This is a genomic window from Vibrio sp. RM-69-4 (assembly GCF_024743775.1).
In the GTDB taxonomy this organism is placed as follows: Bacteria; Pseudomonadota; Gammaproteobacteria; order Enterobacterales; family Vibrionaceae; genus Vibrio; species Vibrio anguillarum.
Genome location: NZ_JAMQXI010000032.1, coordinates 147,376 through 161,575, shown reverse-complemented (window position 1 = coordinate 161,575; position 14,200 = coordinate 147,376). Strand labels below are relative to the sequence as shown.

Below are 14,200 nucleotides of genomic sequence, written 5' to 3'. Positions count from 1 at the left end.
AAGCATGAGTCAGTCGTTTGATGTTGTCGTTATTGGTGCTGGCGCCGCCGGGCTAATGTGCGCCGCGCAAGCTGGCCTGCGCGGGCGCAGCGTATGCGTTCTCGATCATGCCAAAAAGCCTGGCCGTAAAATTTTGATCTCAGGTGGCGGTCGCTGTAATTTCACCAATTATGAACTATCGGCCGCTAACTACTTATGCCGCAATCCCCATTTCGTTAAATCAGCGTTATCGCAGTACAGCCAGTGGGACTTTATCTCGCTGGTCAGTAAATACAATATTGCGTTTGAAGAGCGCGATCATGGCCAGCTCTTTTGCCTTGATTCGGCGAAGGACATCGTCAATATGTTGCTAAAAGAGTGCGATTTACCGACGGTCAAGCAGCGTTATCAAGTCGAGATTCAATCGATAGATAAGGTGCCAAACGGCTTTCAGCTCACCACCAATGACGGGCCGATCGAGTGCCAGTCACTGGTGGTCGCAACGGGTGGCTTGTCGATGCCCAAGCTTGGTGCGACTCCTTTTGGTTACAAAATTGCAGAGCAGTTTGGACTGGCGGTGATCCCAACCACGGCCGGGCTCGTGCCTTTTACACTGCATAAACAAGATAAAGAAGATTTCGCCGAACTAGCCGGCATTGCCATTCCAACTGAAATCACTACTGAAGATGGCACAGTGTTTAAAGAAGCACTGCTGTTTACTCATCGTGGTTTATCTGGGCCGGCGGTGTTGCAAATTTCTTCTTACTGGAAAGCGGGGCAGAAGGTCAGTATCAACTTAGTGCCGGAAGTAGACATCGAGCGGCTATTAAATGAATCACGTGAAGCGCACCCGAATCAAAGTGTAAAAAACACACTCGCGAAAGTACTGCCTAAGCGTTTGGTTGAAGTGCTGATTGAGCGCAAAGCTTTTGTCGATAAACCGCTCAAACAGTTAAACCCACACGAAATAACCGCTATCGCACACGACTTACAACATTGGCCGATTCTTCCCAATGGTACTGAAGGTTATCGCACAGCCGAAGTCACATTAGGTGGCGTAGACACCGATTGCCTCTCATCGAAAACCATGGAATGCAAATCGGTTCCGGGCCTCTATTTTATTGGTGAGGTAATGGATGTGACGGGCTGGCTTGGCGGCTATAATTTCCAATGGTGTTGGTCAAGCGGCTATGTCGCCGGACAATGGGTGTAAGCTGTTTCGAGATAAAAAGCCATCCTCAACGATAAATGCCACTGAAGAGCACTGTCAAACCAATGGATAGTTTTTTAGAAAAAAGAAGAGCTGCACAGGTTAGCCCTTCTTTTTTGTTGTGTGGCAATGAGTTGCTTCTAGCTGGATTTATTTTGTTTATAGCGGTCAAAGATAACCGCCGCGAGCAAAATAGTTCCTCGCACTACGTATTGAGAAAAAGGTGACATATTCAGTAGATTCATCGCATTCTCTACCGTACCGAGGATGAGCACACCCGCAATAACGTAAGATACTTTACCTATCCCGCCTTTGAGCGATACCCCACCGAGCACACAAGCAGAGATGACCACTAACTCAAAACCGACGGAAGTCATCGGCTGACCGCTGGTCATACGCGCGGCTAAAATAACCCCAGCGAGCGCAGAGATAAAGCCAGAGATAGTGAAAATGATGATTTTAGTTTTTACGACGTTAACACCCGCTAATGGTGCGGCTTCTTCATTACCGCCAATCGCTAATGTATTGCGCCCATAAACCGTACGATTTAGTAAAAAGGCAAAAATAGCGAAGGTGACTATGGTTAACCAAATTGGCGTTGGGATACCAAGTAAAGAGGAGTTACCTAGGGTGAAGAAATGTTCTTCAGTGATCCCAACCGCCTTACCGTCAGAGATGATATAACCAAGACCACGAGCTATTTGCATCGTTGCGAGAGTCGTTATCAGCGCATTGATCTGCAATTTGGCAATAACGAAGCCATTTAGCAAACCAAAGAGTACACCTGAAAGTAAGCCTGCGCCGATACCCAATACCACACTGCTGGTTGCGTTAATCGCTACCGCCGTGACTACGCCAGAGCAGGCAATAACCGAAGCAATCGAGAGATCTAAATCCCCGCAGGCTAGGCAAAAGAGCATTGCGCACGCAACCATGCCGCTCATGGAAATAGCCAGACCGAGCCCTTTCATATTAATGAATGTAGCAAAATAAGGGACAAATAAACTGCAAAGCAAAAATAGGCCAGCAAAGACCATCAGCATGCCGAACTTATCCCAGATGGAAGAGAACTTAAAAGAGCGAGTCGGGCTCTCGGTATTGTCTATTTTGGTTGAACTCGTTACAGCCATTAGGATATTCCTTTTTACGCAGCGACGTCGTTGCCAATCATGGCAAGACGCAACGCAGATTGTTCGTTAAATTCAGTTCGTGTTAATTCACCAGTTACTTTGCCATCTTTCATAACCAGTAATCGGTCAGCGATACCAAGCACTTCAGGCATGTCACTAGAGACAACTAAGACAGTCACGCCATTTTCTGCCAATTTGAAGATCAACTCGTATATCTCAGACTTAGCGCCAACATCAATGCCGCGCGTCGGCTCATCTAGCAAAATGACGCTCATATCGGTAGATAACCAACGACCAAGGATCACTTTTTGTTGATTGCCACCGGAGAGCTCGCCAATGGGTTGATCTAACGAAGCGGTTTTGACGTTTAATGACAGGTTTTGTTTGAGGGCATTGCTCGACTCCCACTGGAAGTTGATTAACCCGCCAAGCTTTAGATGCCATGGACGAGCGCTAATGTTGGTGTTTTCTTGCACCGATAAAATAGGCACGATACCGTCTGCTTTGCGATCTTCAGGGCATAAGGTAATGCCCGCCCGAATGGCATCTTCAGGTTTAGTAATCCGTATTTTTTGTCCGTGAAGATAAACATCGCCCGCGGTGGCTTTTTCTGCTCCGAAAATCAAACGGGTAAGTTCTGTTCTGCCCGCACCGACCAGACCAAACAAACCTAATATTTCTCCCTGTTTTATTTCTAGCTATAGAGGAGCGGTGAGCCCTCTGCCCATCAGGTTTTTAATCGCTAATCCACTTTGACCAAGAGGACGAGAGCGGTAGTTGTAAATGTCATTGATTTCCCGGCCAACCATTAACTCAACCAAACGGTCATGAGTGAGAGTCGAAAGGTCATAACAGGTTTGCACATGAGTACCATCTTTGAAGATGGTGATTGCATCACACAGAGCGAATATTTCTTCCATACGATGAGAAACGTAAAGAATGATTTTGCCGTCGTCGCGCAATTCGCGGATCACTTTAAATAGGTTTTCAATTTCACGTTGAGACAAGCTGCTGGTTGGTTCGTCAAAAGCGATGATGTGTGCATTGCGACTTAGCGCTTTGGCAATTTCAACCATTTGCCACTGGCCAATAGAAAACTCTTTTAATGGGCGAGAGGGGTCAAAATTTTCCCCCAAGCGCAATAACTGTTTACGTGCGTTGCGATTGAGAGTTTCGGTATCGACTCGGCCATGTTTAGTGGGAAGTTGCCCTAAGAAAATGTTTTCTGCCACGCTGAGTTCAGGAACCAAATTAAGCTCTTGATAAATAATGGCGATACCTTGCTCTAATGCGTCAACCGTTGATTGAAATGTTACTGGATGCCCATCAATGAGCAGCTTGCCGTGGGTGGGTTGATGCAGCCCGCTTAGCGTTTTCAATAGAGTCGATTTCCCGGCCCCATTCTCTCCCATTAAGGCATGAACACTACCGCTGTTAACGCGAAAGCTAATGTCGGTCAGTGCCTTAACACCCGTAAAGTGTTTTGATATTTGGCAAAACTCTAAGCAAGAGTGTGAAGCTGCCATAGTCTGTACTCCTGTTTACTTCGCGAAAGCGGTACGAAGAAGCTGTACCGCTTTTAGCCATTGACGACGAACGCCTTACAGGCCTTTCTTCGCCAGTTCTGCTTCGTAGTTGTCGCGAGTAATTAAGACAACGTCCGTCACTTCAACGAATTTTTGTGGTTCAACACCGTCTTTCACCCATTTATAAAGTGATTCGATGCTTTTGAAGCCGTGTACATCTGGGCTCGGTAAAAGAGAACCATAGAACCCTGTTGGTTTCGATTTAGCTAATTCACTGACAGCATCGACGCCATTAATGCCAACACCAATCACATTACTTGCGTTAAACCCTTGTCCTTCTGTCGCACGAACTCCGCCGAGAACGGTATTGTCGTTCATACCGACGATAAGCCACTGCTTGACCATTGGGTATTGCACCAGTAGCGAGTTTGCTGCATCCAGAGCGCCAGGGATGTCATTTGCTTTGGTTGGTACGCGGTAAATCTGGTTGGATGGGAAACCCGCTTCTTTCAGTGCCTTAATCGAACCATCGACACGACGACGCGCGGTATCCAGCTCGTCTGCGGTTATGGCCATAACGCCCGTTGTTGCGGTATCCCAGCTACGTTTTGTCATCTCTTTGTACAGTTCAGAACCTTGGCGATAACCAATTTCACTGGCAGCCATCATCACCAAAGGCACGTTTGTCATCGGTTCGCCTTTCGCATTAAGGAACTGGTCATCAACCGTGATGACTTTCAAATCGTAGCTTTTTGCTTTAGCCATAATTGCAGGCCCAAGCTTAGGGTCAGGTGTGCAGATGACAAAGCCTTTGGCGCCACTTGCCGCTAGCGTATCGATAGCGTTCAGTGTTTTTTCTCCATCAGGCACCGCCATTTTGATCACTTCAAAGTTATATTGCTTACCTGCTTGCTCAGCAAAATTCCATTCTGTTTGGAACCAAGGCTCTTCAGGTTGTTTTACCAAATAACCTAATTTGAGTTCATCGTTGCTACCGAAAAAGGCATTAGCAGAAATACTGAATAATGCGGTTCCGGTGAGTATTGCGGCAGCGAGTGTGGTTTTTATGCTTTTCATCTTATTTGTCCGTCCACTGGTAGGGTTGTTTCATCTCCATACTTAAGGAAGTTGACGAGCTTTGAAGTGATGAAAATCACAGCAGAAAAATGTAGCGTTTTTGTCCATTCATGTAGCGAGGTAGGGCATGAAGTACCTCTCACTTTTTATGGTTTTATGTGTTTGATTTTATATGTACATCGGCTATTTGGCGTTTTTATGCGCTTTTTTTTCTGGAGAAAAGCTGAAGTGATGATTTTAAAACCATTAGCACAGAATGAGTGTGTCGACTAATTTATCCATATTTTTAGCTATTGGGTTCATGGTGATATTGACGTAAGACCGTTATAAAAATAGGCAGTTAATCGGTCTGATGTGGAGTGACCATGAATAATTTGAATATAGATTCACCTTACGTGATCGGCTTAGATTTTGGCTCTGATTCTGTACGAGCTTTATTGGTGAATGCTCGCAATGGTGAAGAGGTTGCGTCTGGCGTGGCTAACTACCCAAGGTGGGTAAAAGGACAATACAGCGACTCGAACCAATCTCAATTTCGTCATCATCCTCTTGATTATATTGAGTCTCTGACCATTGCTGTCCGAGAAACGTTGGCGCAGGTTTCCACAGAGATCGCACAATCTGTTGTTGGCATTGGCGTGGACAGTACGGGTTCAACTCCAGCCCCTATCGATAAAGAGGGCAATGTGTTGGCGTTGCTTCCTGAGTTTGAGCATAACCCCAACGCCATGTTTATCTTATGGAAAGATCATACTTCCGTGACCAAAGCGGAACGCATTAATGAGCTGGCCCATTCACACACTTTTCCAGACTACACCAAATACATCGGGGGATTGTATTCATCGGAGTGGTTTTGGGCGAAAGCCGCGTGGGTAGCGGAACAAGATGCAGGGCTTGTTCCTTATATCCATAGCTGGGTTGAGTTGTGTGATTGGGTTCCAGCTCTCCTTGCAGGGTGTCAGCATCCTACAAATTTACGCCGCGGTATTTGTGCTGCAGGGCATAAGGCGATGTGGCATGAAAGCTGGGGCGGTTTACCTTCGCAAGATTTTTTATCGGCCATTTCTCCCACGCTCGATGACATGCGAGATCGAATGTTTACTGAGGTATACACCTCAGACCAATTAGCTGGGCATCTGAGTGCGGAGTGGGCGCAGCGGTTAGGCTTACCAGAGGGAATTGCCATTGCCATTGGTGCTTTTGATTGCCATATGGGCGCGGTGGGCGCTGGCGCTGGCGAACATGATTTAGTGAAAGTTATTGGTACGTCAACATGCGATATTTTGATGGTGGATGCACAAAGTATCGGTGATCGAACCATTCATGGAATATGTGGCCAAGTTGCGGGTAGTGCGATGCCAGACTTAATGGCACTGGAGGCTGGGCAATCAGCATTTGGTGATATTTATGCTTGGTACAAACGTGTGATGTTGTGGCCAATCGCACAACTGGCTAAGCAAAACCCACAATTAGGAGTTGATCTGGACGCCGCTGAGGCCTTGTTAATTCCTCAACTTACGGCGGAAGCACAGTCAAAACGTCTGCAACTGGAAACGCCTCTTGCCTTAGATTGGCATAACGGGCGGCGAACGCCTTATGCCAATCAGCGTCTCAAAGGCGCAATTACGGGGCTGAATTTAGGCTCTAGTGCACCAGATATCTTTGCATCACTGGTGGAATCAACGGCTCATGGCGCGAAATCAATCGTCGATTGTTTCGTTGAGCAAGGTGTCGAAGTGAAACGTGTCATCGCCATTGGCGGAATTTCTCAGAAGTCACCATTTGTGATGCAAACCTGTGCCAATGTCATTGGGCGAGAAATCGCCGTTGTTGCTTCAGAGCAGTGTTGTGCATTAGGTGCGGCCATTTTTGCAGCTATTGCGGCCGGGGTTTATAGCGATGCCGAGCAAGCTCAAACTCAAATGGCGAGCCCAATCTGCGATGTTTACTACCCAGATGCTGATACCAAAGGGACCAGCGAATGGCGTTATCATGCTTATCGCCAGTTAGGGCGGCAGATCGAACAATTTTCTGAATTCTTGTTGGCACAGGAGTGTACTGATGAGTGTTAAGACTTCTCTAGGCTTCAATTTAGCAAGCGACCCACAAGCAAAGCAACGTCTGAGTGAGCTTCGGCAGCAAGTATGGCAAGCCAATATGGCGCTACAGACCCACGGTTTAGTTACCTTTACTTGGGGCAATGTATCAGGCATTGACCGCTTAACAGGGTTAGTTGTGATTAAGCCAAGTGGCGTCGAATACGAAGCACTCAATGCCGGCAATATGGTGGTGGTTGATCTGAATGGCTTAGTTGTCGAGGGCGATCTTAAACCCTCTTCTGACACGGCTACCCATTTGGCCTTATATCGCGCTTACCCAGAACTTGGCGGCATTGTGCACACGCATTCTCCTCATGCCACCTCTTGGGCTCAAGCAGGTAAAGCCATTCCAGCATTGGGTACTACTCATGCTGACTATTTCTACGGCAGCATTCCCTGTACTCGCCCCTTGACCAATGCCGAAATCGCAACCGACTACGAACACCATACAGGCAAGGTCATCATTGAAACGATCAGTGGTGGTGAAGTGTTGGCCATTCCTGGGGTTATTGTTAATGAACACGGCCCATTCAGCTGGGGTAAGGATGCTGATCACGCCGTTCATAACTCAGTTGTCATGGAGGTTGTCGCCAAAATGGCACTGCAAACTTTGCAGATCAACCCTCAAGTGACATTCATCAATCAAGCCCTACTGGATAAACATTACTTACGTAAACACGGAGCTAATGCTTATTACGGTCAAAGTAATGTAAAAAATAAATAAGGGATAACAATGAACACGTTTACCAATCAACAAGTGTGGTTTGTCACTGGGTCGCAGCACCTTTACGGACCTCAAGTATTACAAAATGTCGCGCAAAATAGCCAAGAAATTATCCATGGTTTAAATCACTCTCCAGCCATTTCAGTTCCTTTGGTGAACAAAGGTACAGTGAAGACGCCAGATGAGATATTAGAGGTTTGTCGCCAAGCCAATAATGATGATTCATGTATTGGTCTCGTGCTTTGGATGCACACATTCTCGCCTGCAAAAATGTGGATTGCGGGGTTAAGCCAGCTCAATAAGCCGTTCTTGCATCTTCATACTCAATTCAATGCGGCCCTGCCTTGGGATGAAATTGATATGGGCTTTATGAACCTAAATCAAAGTGCCCATGGTTGTCGTGAGTTTGGTTTTATTGGCACGCGACTGGGGATTGATCGAAAAGTAGTCGTGGGGCATTGGGAGAGCCCGATTGTTCACCAACAGGTGGATGATTGGTGCCGTGCAGCGATTGCTATTCATGAAGGGAAGTCGCTTAAAGTAGCGCGTTTTGGCGACAACATGCGTCAAGTCGCGGTGACGGAAGGAAACAAAGTCTCTGCGCAAATTCAATTTGGTTATGAAGTTCATGGCTATGGTTTGGGTGAGCTGAGCGAGAGCGTCAATCAAGTTTCAGACAGTGATGCTAAGGCTTTAATGGATGAATACGCTTCTTGCTACACCATGAGCCCTGAACTTTTCAAAGACAGCGCAAGTATCAATATTCTAACCCAAGAAGCGAAGTTGGAATTGGGTATGCTGCGTTTCTTGGATTCCGTGGGTGCGAAGGCATTCACCAACACCTTTGAAAATTTATCGGGTATTTCGAACCTGCCGGGCTTGGCCACACAACGCTTGATGGAAAAAGGCTTCGGGTACGGCGGTGAGGGGGATTGGAAGACCGCAGCGATGACTCGCATTATGAAAGTGATGGGGCAAGGCCGAGTGGGCGGAACATCGTTCATGGAAGACTACACCTACAACTTTGGTCAGCAAAGCCAAGTGCTCGGCGCTCATATGCTGGAAGTTTGCCCTTCTATTGCTCAAGACAAGCCAAAGATTGAAATTCATCGTCACACTATTGGCTGCAAATGCGATATTGCTCGTATGATGTTCAGCGGAAAAGCGGGGCCTGCGGTAAACGTATCCTTGATTGATCTTGGAAATCGCTTTCGCATGATAGTCAATACGGTCGATACTCAAACTCCACCACAATCGCTACCTAAATTACCCGTGGCGCATGCGTTATGGACGCCGCAACCCAACCTTGAAACGGCAGCCGCAGCATGGATCCATGCGGGTGGCGCGCATCATACCGTATACAGCCAAGCGGTGAGCGTTGAGATGTTAGCTGATTATGCCGAAATGGCGGGGATCGAAATGGTATTAATCGATAACCAAACCTCCTTGTATCCATTCAAGTCCGCACTCAAAACAAACAGCGTTTATTACCGTTTATCTTCAGGTATTTAGACTCGCTGAACACTCCCTCATCTGAGGGAGTGTTCATTAAGCTATGGTGTGAACATGAATGCTCTTCCTTTATCCACTGGCTTACCATTACTGCGTTATAAAGAGTGGTATTTGGAATTAAAAGCCGATACACCCGATCAATTTCAGCTGTGTTGTGAGGATAAACCTGTATTCGTTGGGCAGCTTGAGCTGATCAACAATGGGCTTATCATTGATATGCGCTCTGTGGTTTGGCATTTCAGATCTAAGCAAAACCATTTAGAGCAGTGGTGCAACATTCAGCTTAACGAAACACTCTCATTGAGTATGACTTACACCTTTTTTCAAGGTGCATTGGTGATTGATTATCTTGCGCGAAACAGCATCCCAACTCGGCTTGATATTCGACATCACATTACTCAAACAGACGTTAGCCACCAACTGGCCACGCAACCTGAAGACATCATCTCTTCGATTAAAGGTTGGCAAAGAAAACGTAATGACCAACCCAGTGAATACTTAATCGAACCCGTAGGACATGGCTTCTGTGAGGCTTTTTCTGCGACCCAATGGATAGTCTTAGATGAAAAGTGTGAACTGAAAAATCGTACTTAACGAAGAGGTTGCTTACACTACACGTAAATTACAGTGAATATTGCCCCCATGCAGAATAACCCTCTAAAACCTGGATATAACTTTAATGCTCATTTAGTGGCTGGACTAACGCCAATTATTGAGGGAGATGAACTGGATTTTACGATTGATCGACCTAATGGCATGAAAGGTTTTATTGTCAATTTTACGAGCAAAGGCGAGGGAACCATTTTTTATGGCGAAGATGAGTTTCACGTGAAACCTGGAGACTTACTTCTTTTCCCTCCAACAGCGGCTCACTATTATCATCGAAAAAAAGATTGTGCTTCTTGGTTTCACCGTTGGGTTTATTTTCGGCCACGAGCCTTTTGGCATGACTGGCTAACATGGCAACAGCAAAAAAATGGCGTCTACTTAACGCAAGGGTTGGATGAGAATACCATTCGATATATTGAAAACCTGTTTATCGATATTGAATACACTTCAAAACAAGATGTCCCTTATCGAAATGATTTGTCGATTAACTTGCTCGAACAATTATTGATTAGATGTAAGACACTGCAACCGGACGTTGTCAGCAAACCGCTTGACCCTAGGGTGGTGGAAGCGATGAATTATATGACGCAAAACCTCAATCAAGACTTCACTATCGAGGATGTTTCGGCCCATATCTGTTTATCACCATCGCGTTTAGGCCATCTATTTCGTTCTGAAATGGAGATGACCATAACCCAATGGCGCGACGACCAAAGGATCAGCCGAGCCAAACAATTACTGGTCACGTCTAACTACTCGGTCAATCACATTGGTCGAATTGTGGGCTATTCAGACCCACTCTATTTTTCTCGTGTTTTTAAACGTAAGGCCGGTGTGAGCCCTAAGATTTACCGCGATCAAATTACTTTGTAAACCTATGCAATCTGTCCGTTTGGGCTTTTCGTCAATTTGGGTCGCTGTCATTGAGTGATCGTTTTAGGCGTTTTAAACTGCTGCACGACAAGCCCTGTGATGATCAGCACTAAACCAATCAGAGTGGTGGGGTGAATAGTTTCGCCAATAATAGTAGCCAGCAACAGCAGTGAGATGAAAGGTGAAGCAAAAATGAGATTGCTGATCCTTGCGGTGTTGGCCGTGAGTTTTAATGCACTCAACCACAGCACGAAGGTGATCCCCATTTCAAACAAGCCGACATAAGTTACCGCGCTCCATCCTTTAATCGTAATCTGATGCCAGCTTGCACCTTCATAACAACTTAAACCAATCGCAAAAGGGATGGCGATCAAAAACCCCAGTAAAACGCCAATCACGGGGTCGGCGGTGTTTTTGGTATTAAGAATCCAGTAGCCAGCCCAAAGAAGCGTTGATAGTAGTGCCAGCCCAACACCCAGCGGGCTATCAAACTGCATGGCTAAAATATCACCCTTAGTCGCGATAACCACTACACCAAAATAGCTCAGTGCACACGCTATCCAATCTTGTTTACGGATGGTTTGTCCTAAAAATACAGCGGCCATCAGTGTCAGGGTGATGGCCCAACTGTAGTTGATTGCTTGCGCTTGAGAGGCGGGCAGCAGTGAGTAGGCCTTAAACAGAATGAGGTAGTATGCGAGAGGGTTAATTAAGCCCAATAATAAGTAATACCAAGGGTTAGCGAGAAAGGTACTCACCACTTGGTTGAGCTTGCCTTGCAGCGCGCAAATGCCCAGCAGTACGCACCCAGAGACAGTACTCGCAACCGTCAGCATCTGGATCGGCGTAAATTCAGCCAGCGTAAGTTTGAAAGCCGTGGCAACCGTTGACCACAATAATACGGCAGATAAGCCAAAGCCGAGTGCGCGTCGTTCTTCCATGAATCCTCGTTAGAATAATTGTTGAAATAGTGTTCAGCGGCGCAAGTCTATAGTTTGCTGTTAACTTGTACAAACTGGACATTTATCCAGTATCGAAATACCATTTGTCCATGACTGATAAAATGAGTTAACCCGTTATCATGCAATGGATTATCGAAAATCAAGCGTTAGTGCTTTCAACGTTAGGCAGCGCCGTGCTGAGCGGCTCAGTGGCTGGCTGGTGGGTTAAGCAGAAGCTCAATTTGAAAAGTGAGCTATTACAACAGCAGTTAGAGACTTATCAAGCCCATCATCAGCAGCAGATAATCGAACTCAAACAAGCCTTGCAGCAGGCGCGACAAGAGTTGGATGAGCTGGATGAAGAACGAGATAAAGCCGCATTTGAGCTTAAGCAATCGCACGGGAAATTCATGGCCGCGATGGAAAAGTTGCGCTATTTCGAAGTGGTTAAGCAAGAGCGGCAACAGAGCATGGAAGATGCGCACGCTCTGCGTGAGCAGAAATCGCAACTTGAGGCTCAACTGCGTGAGCAAGAAGCGCGGCATGAACAGCAAATTCAATCGAGCCAAGAAAAACTACAGTTACTTGAACACGCTGAGGAACGCCTAAAGCAGCAGTTTGAGCAGCTAGCCAATCAGTTATTTGAAGTCAAAACTGCGAAAGTGGATCAGCAGAACCGTCAAAGTTTGGAAGGGCTACTTTCTCCACTGAAAGAGCAGCTCGAAGGGTTTAAAAAGCAGGTCAATGACAGCTTCAATCATGAAGCGAAAGAGCGCCATACGTTGGTTCATGAATTGAAAAACTTACAACGCCTCAATGAACAGATGGCGCAAGAGGCACTCAATTTGACCCAAGCGCTGAAAGGCGACAATAAACAGCAAGGCAATTGGGGCGAAGTGGTTCTCGCGCGGGTGCTGACCGAATCGGGCCTGCGTGAAGGGCACGAATATCACACTCAAGTCAGTTTGCAAAACGAGGCTGGTAAGCGCTATCAACCGGATGTGATCGTCAATTTGCCACACGACAAACAGGTGGTGATTGACTCTAAAATGGCGCTGGTGGCTTATGAGCGTTATTTCCATGCTCAAACTGAAAGTGAACGTGCTCGCGCATTAAGTGAGCATTTACTTGCGTTGCGCGCCCATATAAAAGGACTCGGTCAGAAAGATTATCATCAGCTCAAAGGGCTACAAAGTTTGGATTACGTGCTGATGTTTATTCCCGTCGAACCTGCATTCCAAGTGGCGATTCAAGCTGATCCCAGCTTGGTAAAAGAGGCGATGGAGCAAAATATTTTGCTGGTTAGCCCAACCACCTTGTTGGTTGCGCTGCGTACGATCGATAATTTATGGCGCAATGATCGACAAAACCAGAACGCGAAGTTGATCGCTGAGCGGGCAAGCAAATTGTACGATAAATTACGCTTGTTTATGGAGGATATGGAAGGGCTTGGCGGCGCGTTAGACCGTGCAAACCAAAACTATCAAGGGGCGATGAATAAGCTCGCGACAGGGCGTGGCAACGCACTGCGTCAAGCCGAAAGTTTTAAACAACTTGGCGTCGAGATAAAACGTTCCATAAACAGTGAATGGGTCGAACAAGCACAAAATGAGGCATGGGCAGACAGTGCGGTGGAAAATGCACCTTTAGTAGAAAGACATCACGCTGAGGATAAAGTAAACTGATCGCTCGCAGTCGCCTTTAACAAAACAGTGCTGCCCAAGAGGAACCTTCATGACGGATACCAGCGTGCAATCAAAAACAGCATTAGAGACACAAAATACCACTCACTTTGGTTTTGAAACCGTAGCGAAAGAAGAAAAAGTCGCCAAAGTCGCGCAAGTTTTTCACTCGGTTGCGGCCAAATACGACATGATGAATGACCTGATGTCTGGTGGCATTCATCGCTTATGGAAGCGTTTTACCATTGATTGCAGTGGCGCTCGCCCGGGCCAACGTATTTTGGATCTTGGTGGTGGTACGGGCGATCTAACCGCCAAATTTTCACGCATTGTGGGCGAAAAAGGTCATGTTATTCTGGCTGATATCAACAACTCGATGCTCAATGTCGGACGCGATAAATTGCGTGATAAGGGTGTGGTTGGCAACGTACATTACGTGCAAGCCAATGCCGAAGAGCTGCCTTTTCCAGATAACTATTTCGACTGCATCACCATCAGTTTTTGCCTGCGTAATGTGACGGACAAAGATAAAGCGCTGAGCTCGATGTTCCGCGTTTTAAAGCCGGGTGGCCGTTTGTTGGTGCTTGAGTTCTCCAAGCCAGTGCTTGAGCCATTATCCAAAGTATACGATGCGTATTCGTTCCATCTATTGCCGAAAATGGGCCAAATCATTGCCAATGATGCCGACAGCTATCGCTATCTTGCGGAATCTATCCGCATGCATCCCGATCAAGAAACCTTAAAAGGGATGATGGATCAGGTTGGTTTTGAGCAAACGAGTTACTACAACTTAACGGGCGGTATTGTTGCGCTGCACCGTGGTTACAAATTCTAAGGA

General features: G+C 46.5%; 11 protein-coding genes and 1 pseudogene. 8 read left to right on the top strand and 4 right to left on the bottom strand.

Translation table 11 applies throughout. The features are described from left to right. Positions 1-4: 4 nt before the first annotated feature. The gene (locus NB504_RS04170; RefSeq protein WP_258428358.1) at positions 5-1,192 is read left to right on the top strand and encodes an NAD(P)/FAD-dependent oxidoreductase; all 1,188 of its coding nucleotides are present in this window, start codon (positions 5-7) and stop codon (positions 1,190-1,192) included. A 137-nt stretch (positions 1,193-1,329) separates the two neighbouring features. Here NB504_RS04170 and araH read toward each other — a convergent pair whose 3' ends face one another. From araH to NB504_RS04155, 3 genes and pseudogenes are all read right to left on the bottom strand, one after another. Next, positions 1,330-2,319 (bottom strand): L-arabinose ABC transporter permease AraH, encoded by a 990-nt coding sequence (araH, locus tag NB504_RS04165; RefSeq protein ID WP_258428357.1) that lies wholly within the window; start codon positions 2,317-2,319, stop codon positions 1,330-1,332. 14 nt (positions 2,320-2,333) lie between these two features. After that, a pseudogene (gene araG, locus NB504_RS04160) lies at positions 2,334-3,845 on the bottom strand (L-arabinose ABC transporter ATP-binding protein AraG). Positions 3,846-3,920: 75 nt separating this feature from the next. Beyond that, positions 3,921-4,922: an arabinose ABC transporter substrate-binding protein gene (locus NB504_RS04155; protein WP_172859034.1), complete on the bottom strand. Its 1,002-nt coding sequence runs from the start codon at positions 4,920-4,922 to the stop codon at positions 3,921-3,923. Positions 4,923-5,287: 365 nt separating this feature from the next. Here NB504_RS04155 and NB504_RS04150 point away from each other — a divergent pair, with 365 nt between their 5' ends. From NB504_RS04150 to araC, 5 genes are read left to right on the top strand one after another with little or no spacing between them, the layout of a single operon-like run. Further along, positions 5,288-6,994: a ribulokinase gene (locus NB504_RS04150; RefSeq protein ID WP_172859033.1), complete on the top strand. Its 1,707-nt coding sequence runs from the start codon at positions 5,288-5,290 to the stop codon at positions 6,992-6,994. Then, positions 6,984-7,745 carry an L-ribulose-5-phosphate 4-epimerase gene (locus tag NB504_RS04145; protein WP_013855631.1) on the top strand — a complete coding sequence of 254 codons (762 nt, stop codon included), beginning with the start codon at positions 6,984-6,986 and terminating at the stop codon, positions 7,743-7,745. Before NB504_RS04150 ends, NB504_RS04145 begins: the two co-directional genes overlap by 11 nt. Before the next feature lie 9 nt (positions 7,746-7,754). After that, the gene (gene araA, locus NB504_RS04140) at positions 7,755-9,257 is read left to right on the top strand and encodes an L-arabinose isomerase (RefSeq protein WP_094133386.1); all 1,503 of its coding nucleotides are present in this window, start codon (positions 7,755-7,757) and stop codon (positions 9,255-9,257) included. Positions 9,258-9,311: 54 nt separating this feature from the next. Next, on the top strand, positions 9,312-9,851 hold the full coding sequence (locus tag NB504_RS04135; RefSeq protein ID WP_017044513.1) for a hypothetical protein: 540 nt from the start codon (positions 9,312-9,314) through the stop codon (positions 9,849-9,851). Positions 9,852-9,899: 48 nt separating this feature from the next. After that, on the top strand, positions 9,900-10,739 hold the full coding sequence (araC, locus tag NB504_RS04130; RefSeq protein ID WP_029189931.1) for an arabinose operon transcriptional regulator AraC: 840 nt from the start codon (positions 9,900-9,902) through the stop codon (positions 10,737-10,739). A gap of 47 nt (positions 10,740-10,786) precedes the next feature. Here the strand turns inward: araC and NB504_RS04125 are convergent, their stop codons facing one another. Beyond that, positions 10,787-11,680, bottom strand: coding sequence for a DMT family transporter (locus NB504_RS04125; protein ID WP_258428356.1), 894 nt, complete (start codon positions 11,678-11,680; stop codon positions 10,787-10,789). A 140-nt stretch (positions 11,681-11,820) separates the two neighbouring features. Between NB504_RS04125 and rmuC the strand changes: the two genes are divergently transcribed. Next, the gene (rmuC, locus tag NB504_RS04120; protein WP_258428355.1) at positions 11,821-13,365 is read left to right on the top strand and encodes a DNA recombination protein RmuC; all 1,545 of its coding nucleotides are present in this window, start codon (positions 11,821-11,823) and stop codon (positions 13,363-13,365) included. A 49-nt stretch (positions 13,366-13,414) separates the two neighbouring features. Further along, positions 13,415-14,197, top strand: a complete 783-nt coding sequence (gene ubiE / locus NB504_RS04115; protein ID WP_010319838.1) for a bifunctional demethylmenaquinone methyltransferase/2-methoxy-6-polyprenyl-1,4-benzoquinol methylase UbiE — start codon at positions 13,415-13,417, stop codon at positions 14,195-14,197. The last annotated feature ends 3 nt before the right edge of the window (positions 14,198-14,200 follow it).

Bases quoted from the DNA above. Each gene is read 5' to 3' on its own strand.
- NB504_RS04170 (WP_258428358.1), top strand. From the start codon at position 5: ATGAGTCAGTCGTTTGATGTTGTCGTTATTGGTGCTGGCGCCGCCGGG.
- araH (WP_258428357.1), bottom strand. From the start codon at position 2,319: ATGGCTGTAACGAGTTCAACCAAAATAGACAATACCGAGAGCCCGACT.
- NB504_RS04155 (WP_172859034.1), bottom strand. From the start codon at position 4,922: ATGAAAAGCATAAAAACCACACTCGCTGCCGCAATACTCACCGGAACC.
- NB504_RS04150 (WP_172859033.1), top strand. From the start codon at position 5,288: ATGAATAATTTGAATATAGATTCACCTTACGTGATCGGCTTAGATTTT.
- NB504_RS04145 (WP_013855631.1), top strand. From the start codon at position 6,984: ATGAGTGTTAAGACTTCTCTAGGCTTCAATTTAGCAAGCGACCCACAA.
- araA (WP_094133386.1), top strand. From the start codon at position 7,755: ATGAACACGTTTACCAATCAACAAGTGTGGTTTGTCACTGGGTCGCAG.
- NB504_RS04135 (WP_017044513.1), top strand. From the start codon at position 9,312: ATGAATGCTCTTCCTTTATCCACTGGCTTACCATTACTGCGTTATAAA.
- araC (WP_029189931.1), top strand. From the start codon at position 9,900: ATGCAGAATAACCCTCTAAAACCTGGATATAACTTTAATGCTCATTTA.
- NB504_RS04125 (WP_258428356.1), bottom strand. From the start codon at position 11,680: ATGGAAGAACGACGCGCACTCGGCTTTGGCTTATCTGCCGTATTATTG.
- rmuC (WP_258428355.1), top strand. From the start codon at position 11,821: ATGCAATGGATTATCGAAAATCAAGCGTTAGTGCTTTCAACGTTAGGC.
- ubiE (WP_010319838.1), top strand. From the start codon at position 13,415: ATGACGGATACCAGCGTGCAATCAAAAACAGCATTAGAGACACAAAAT.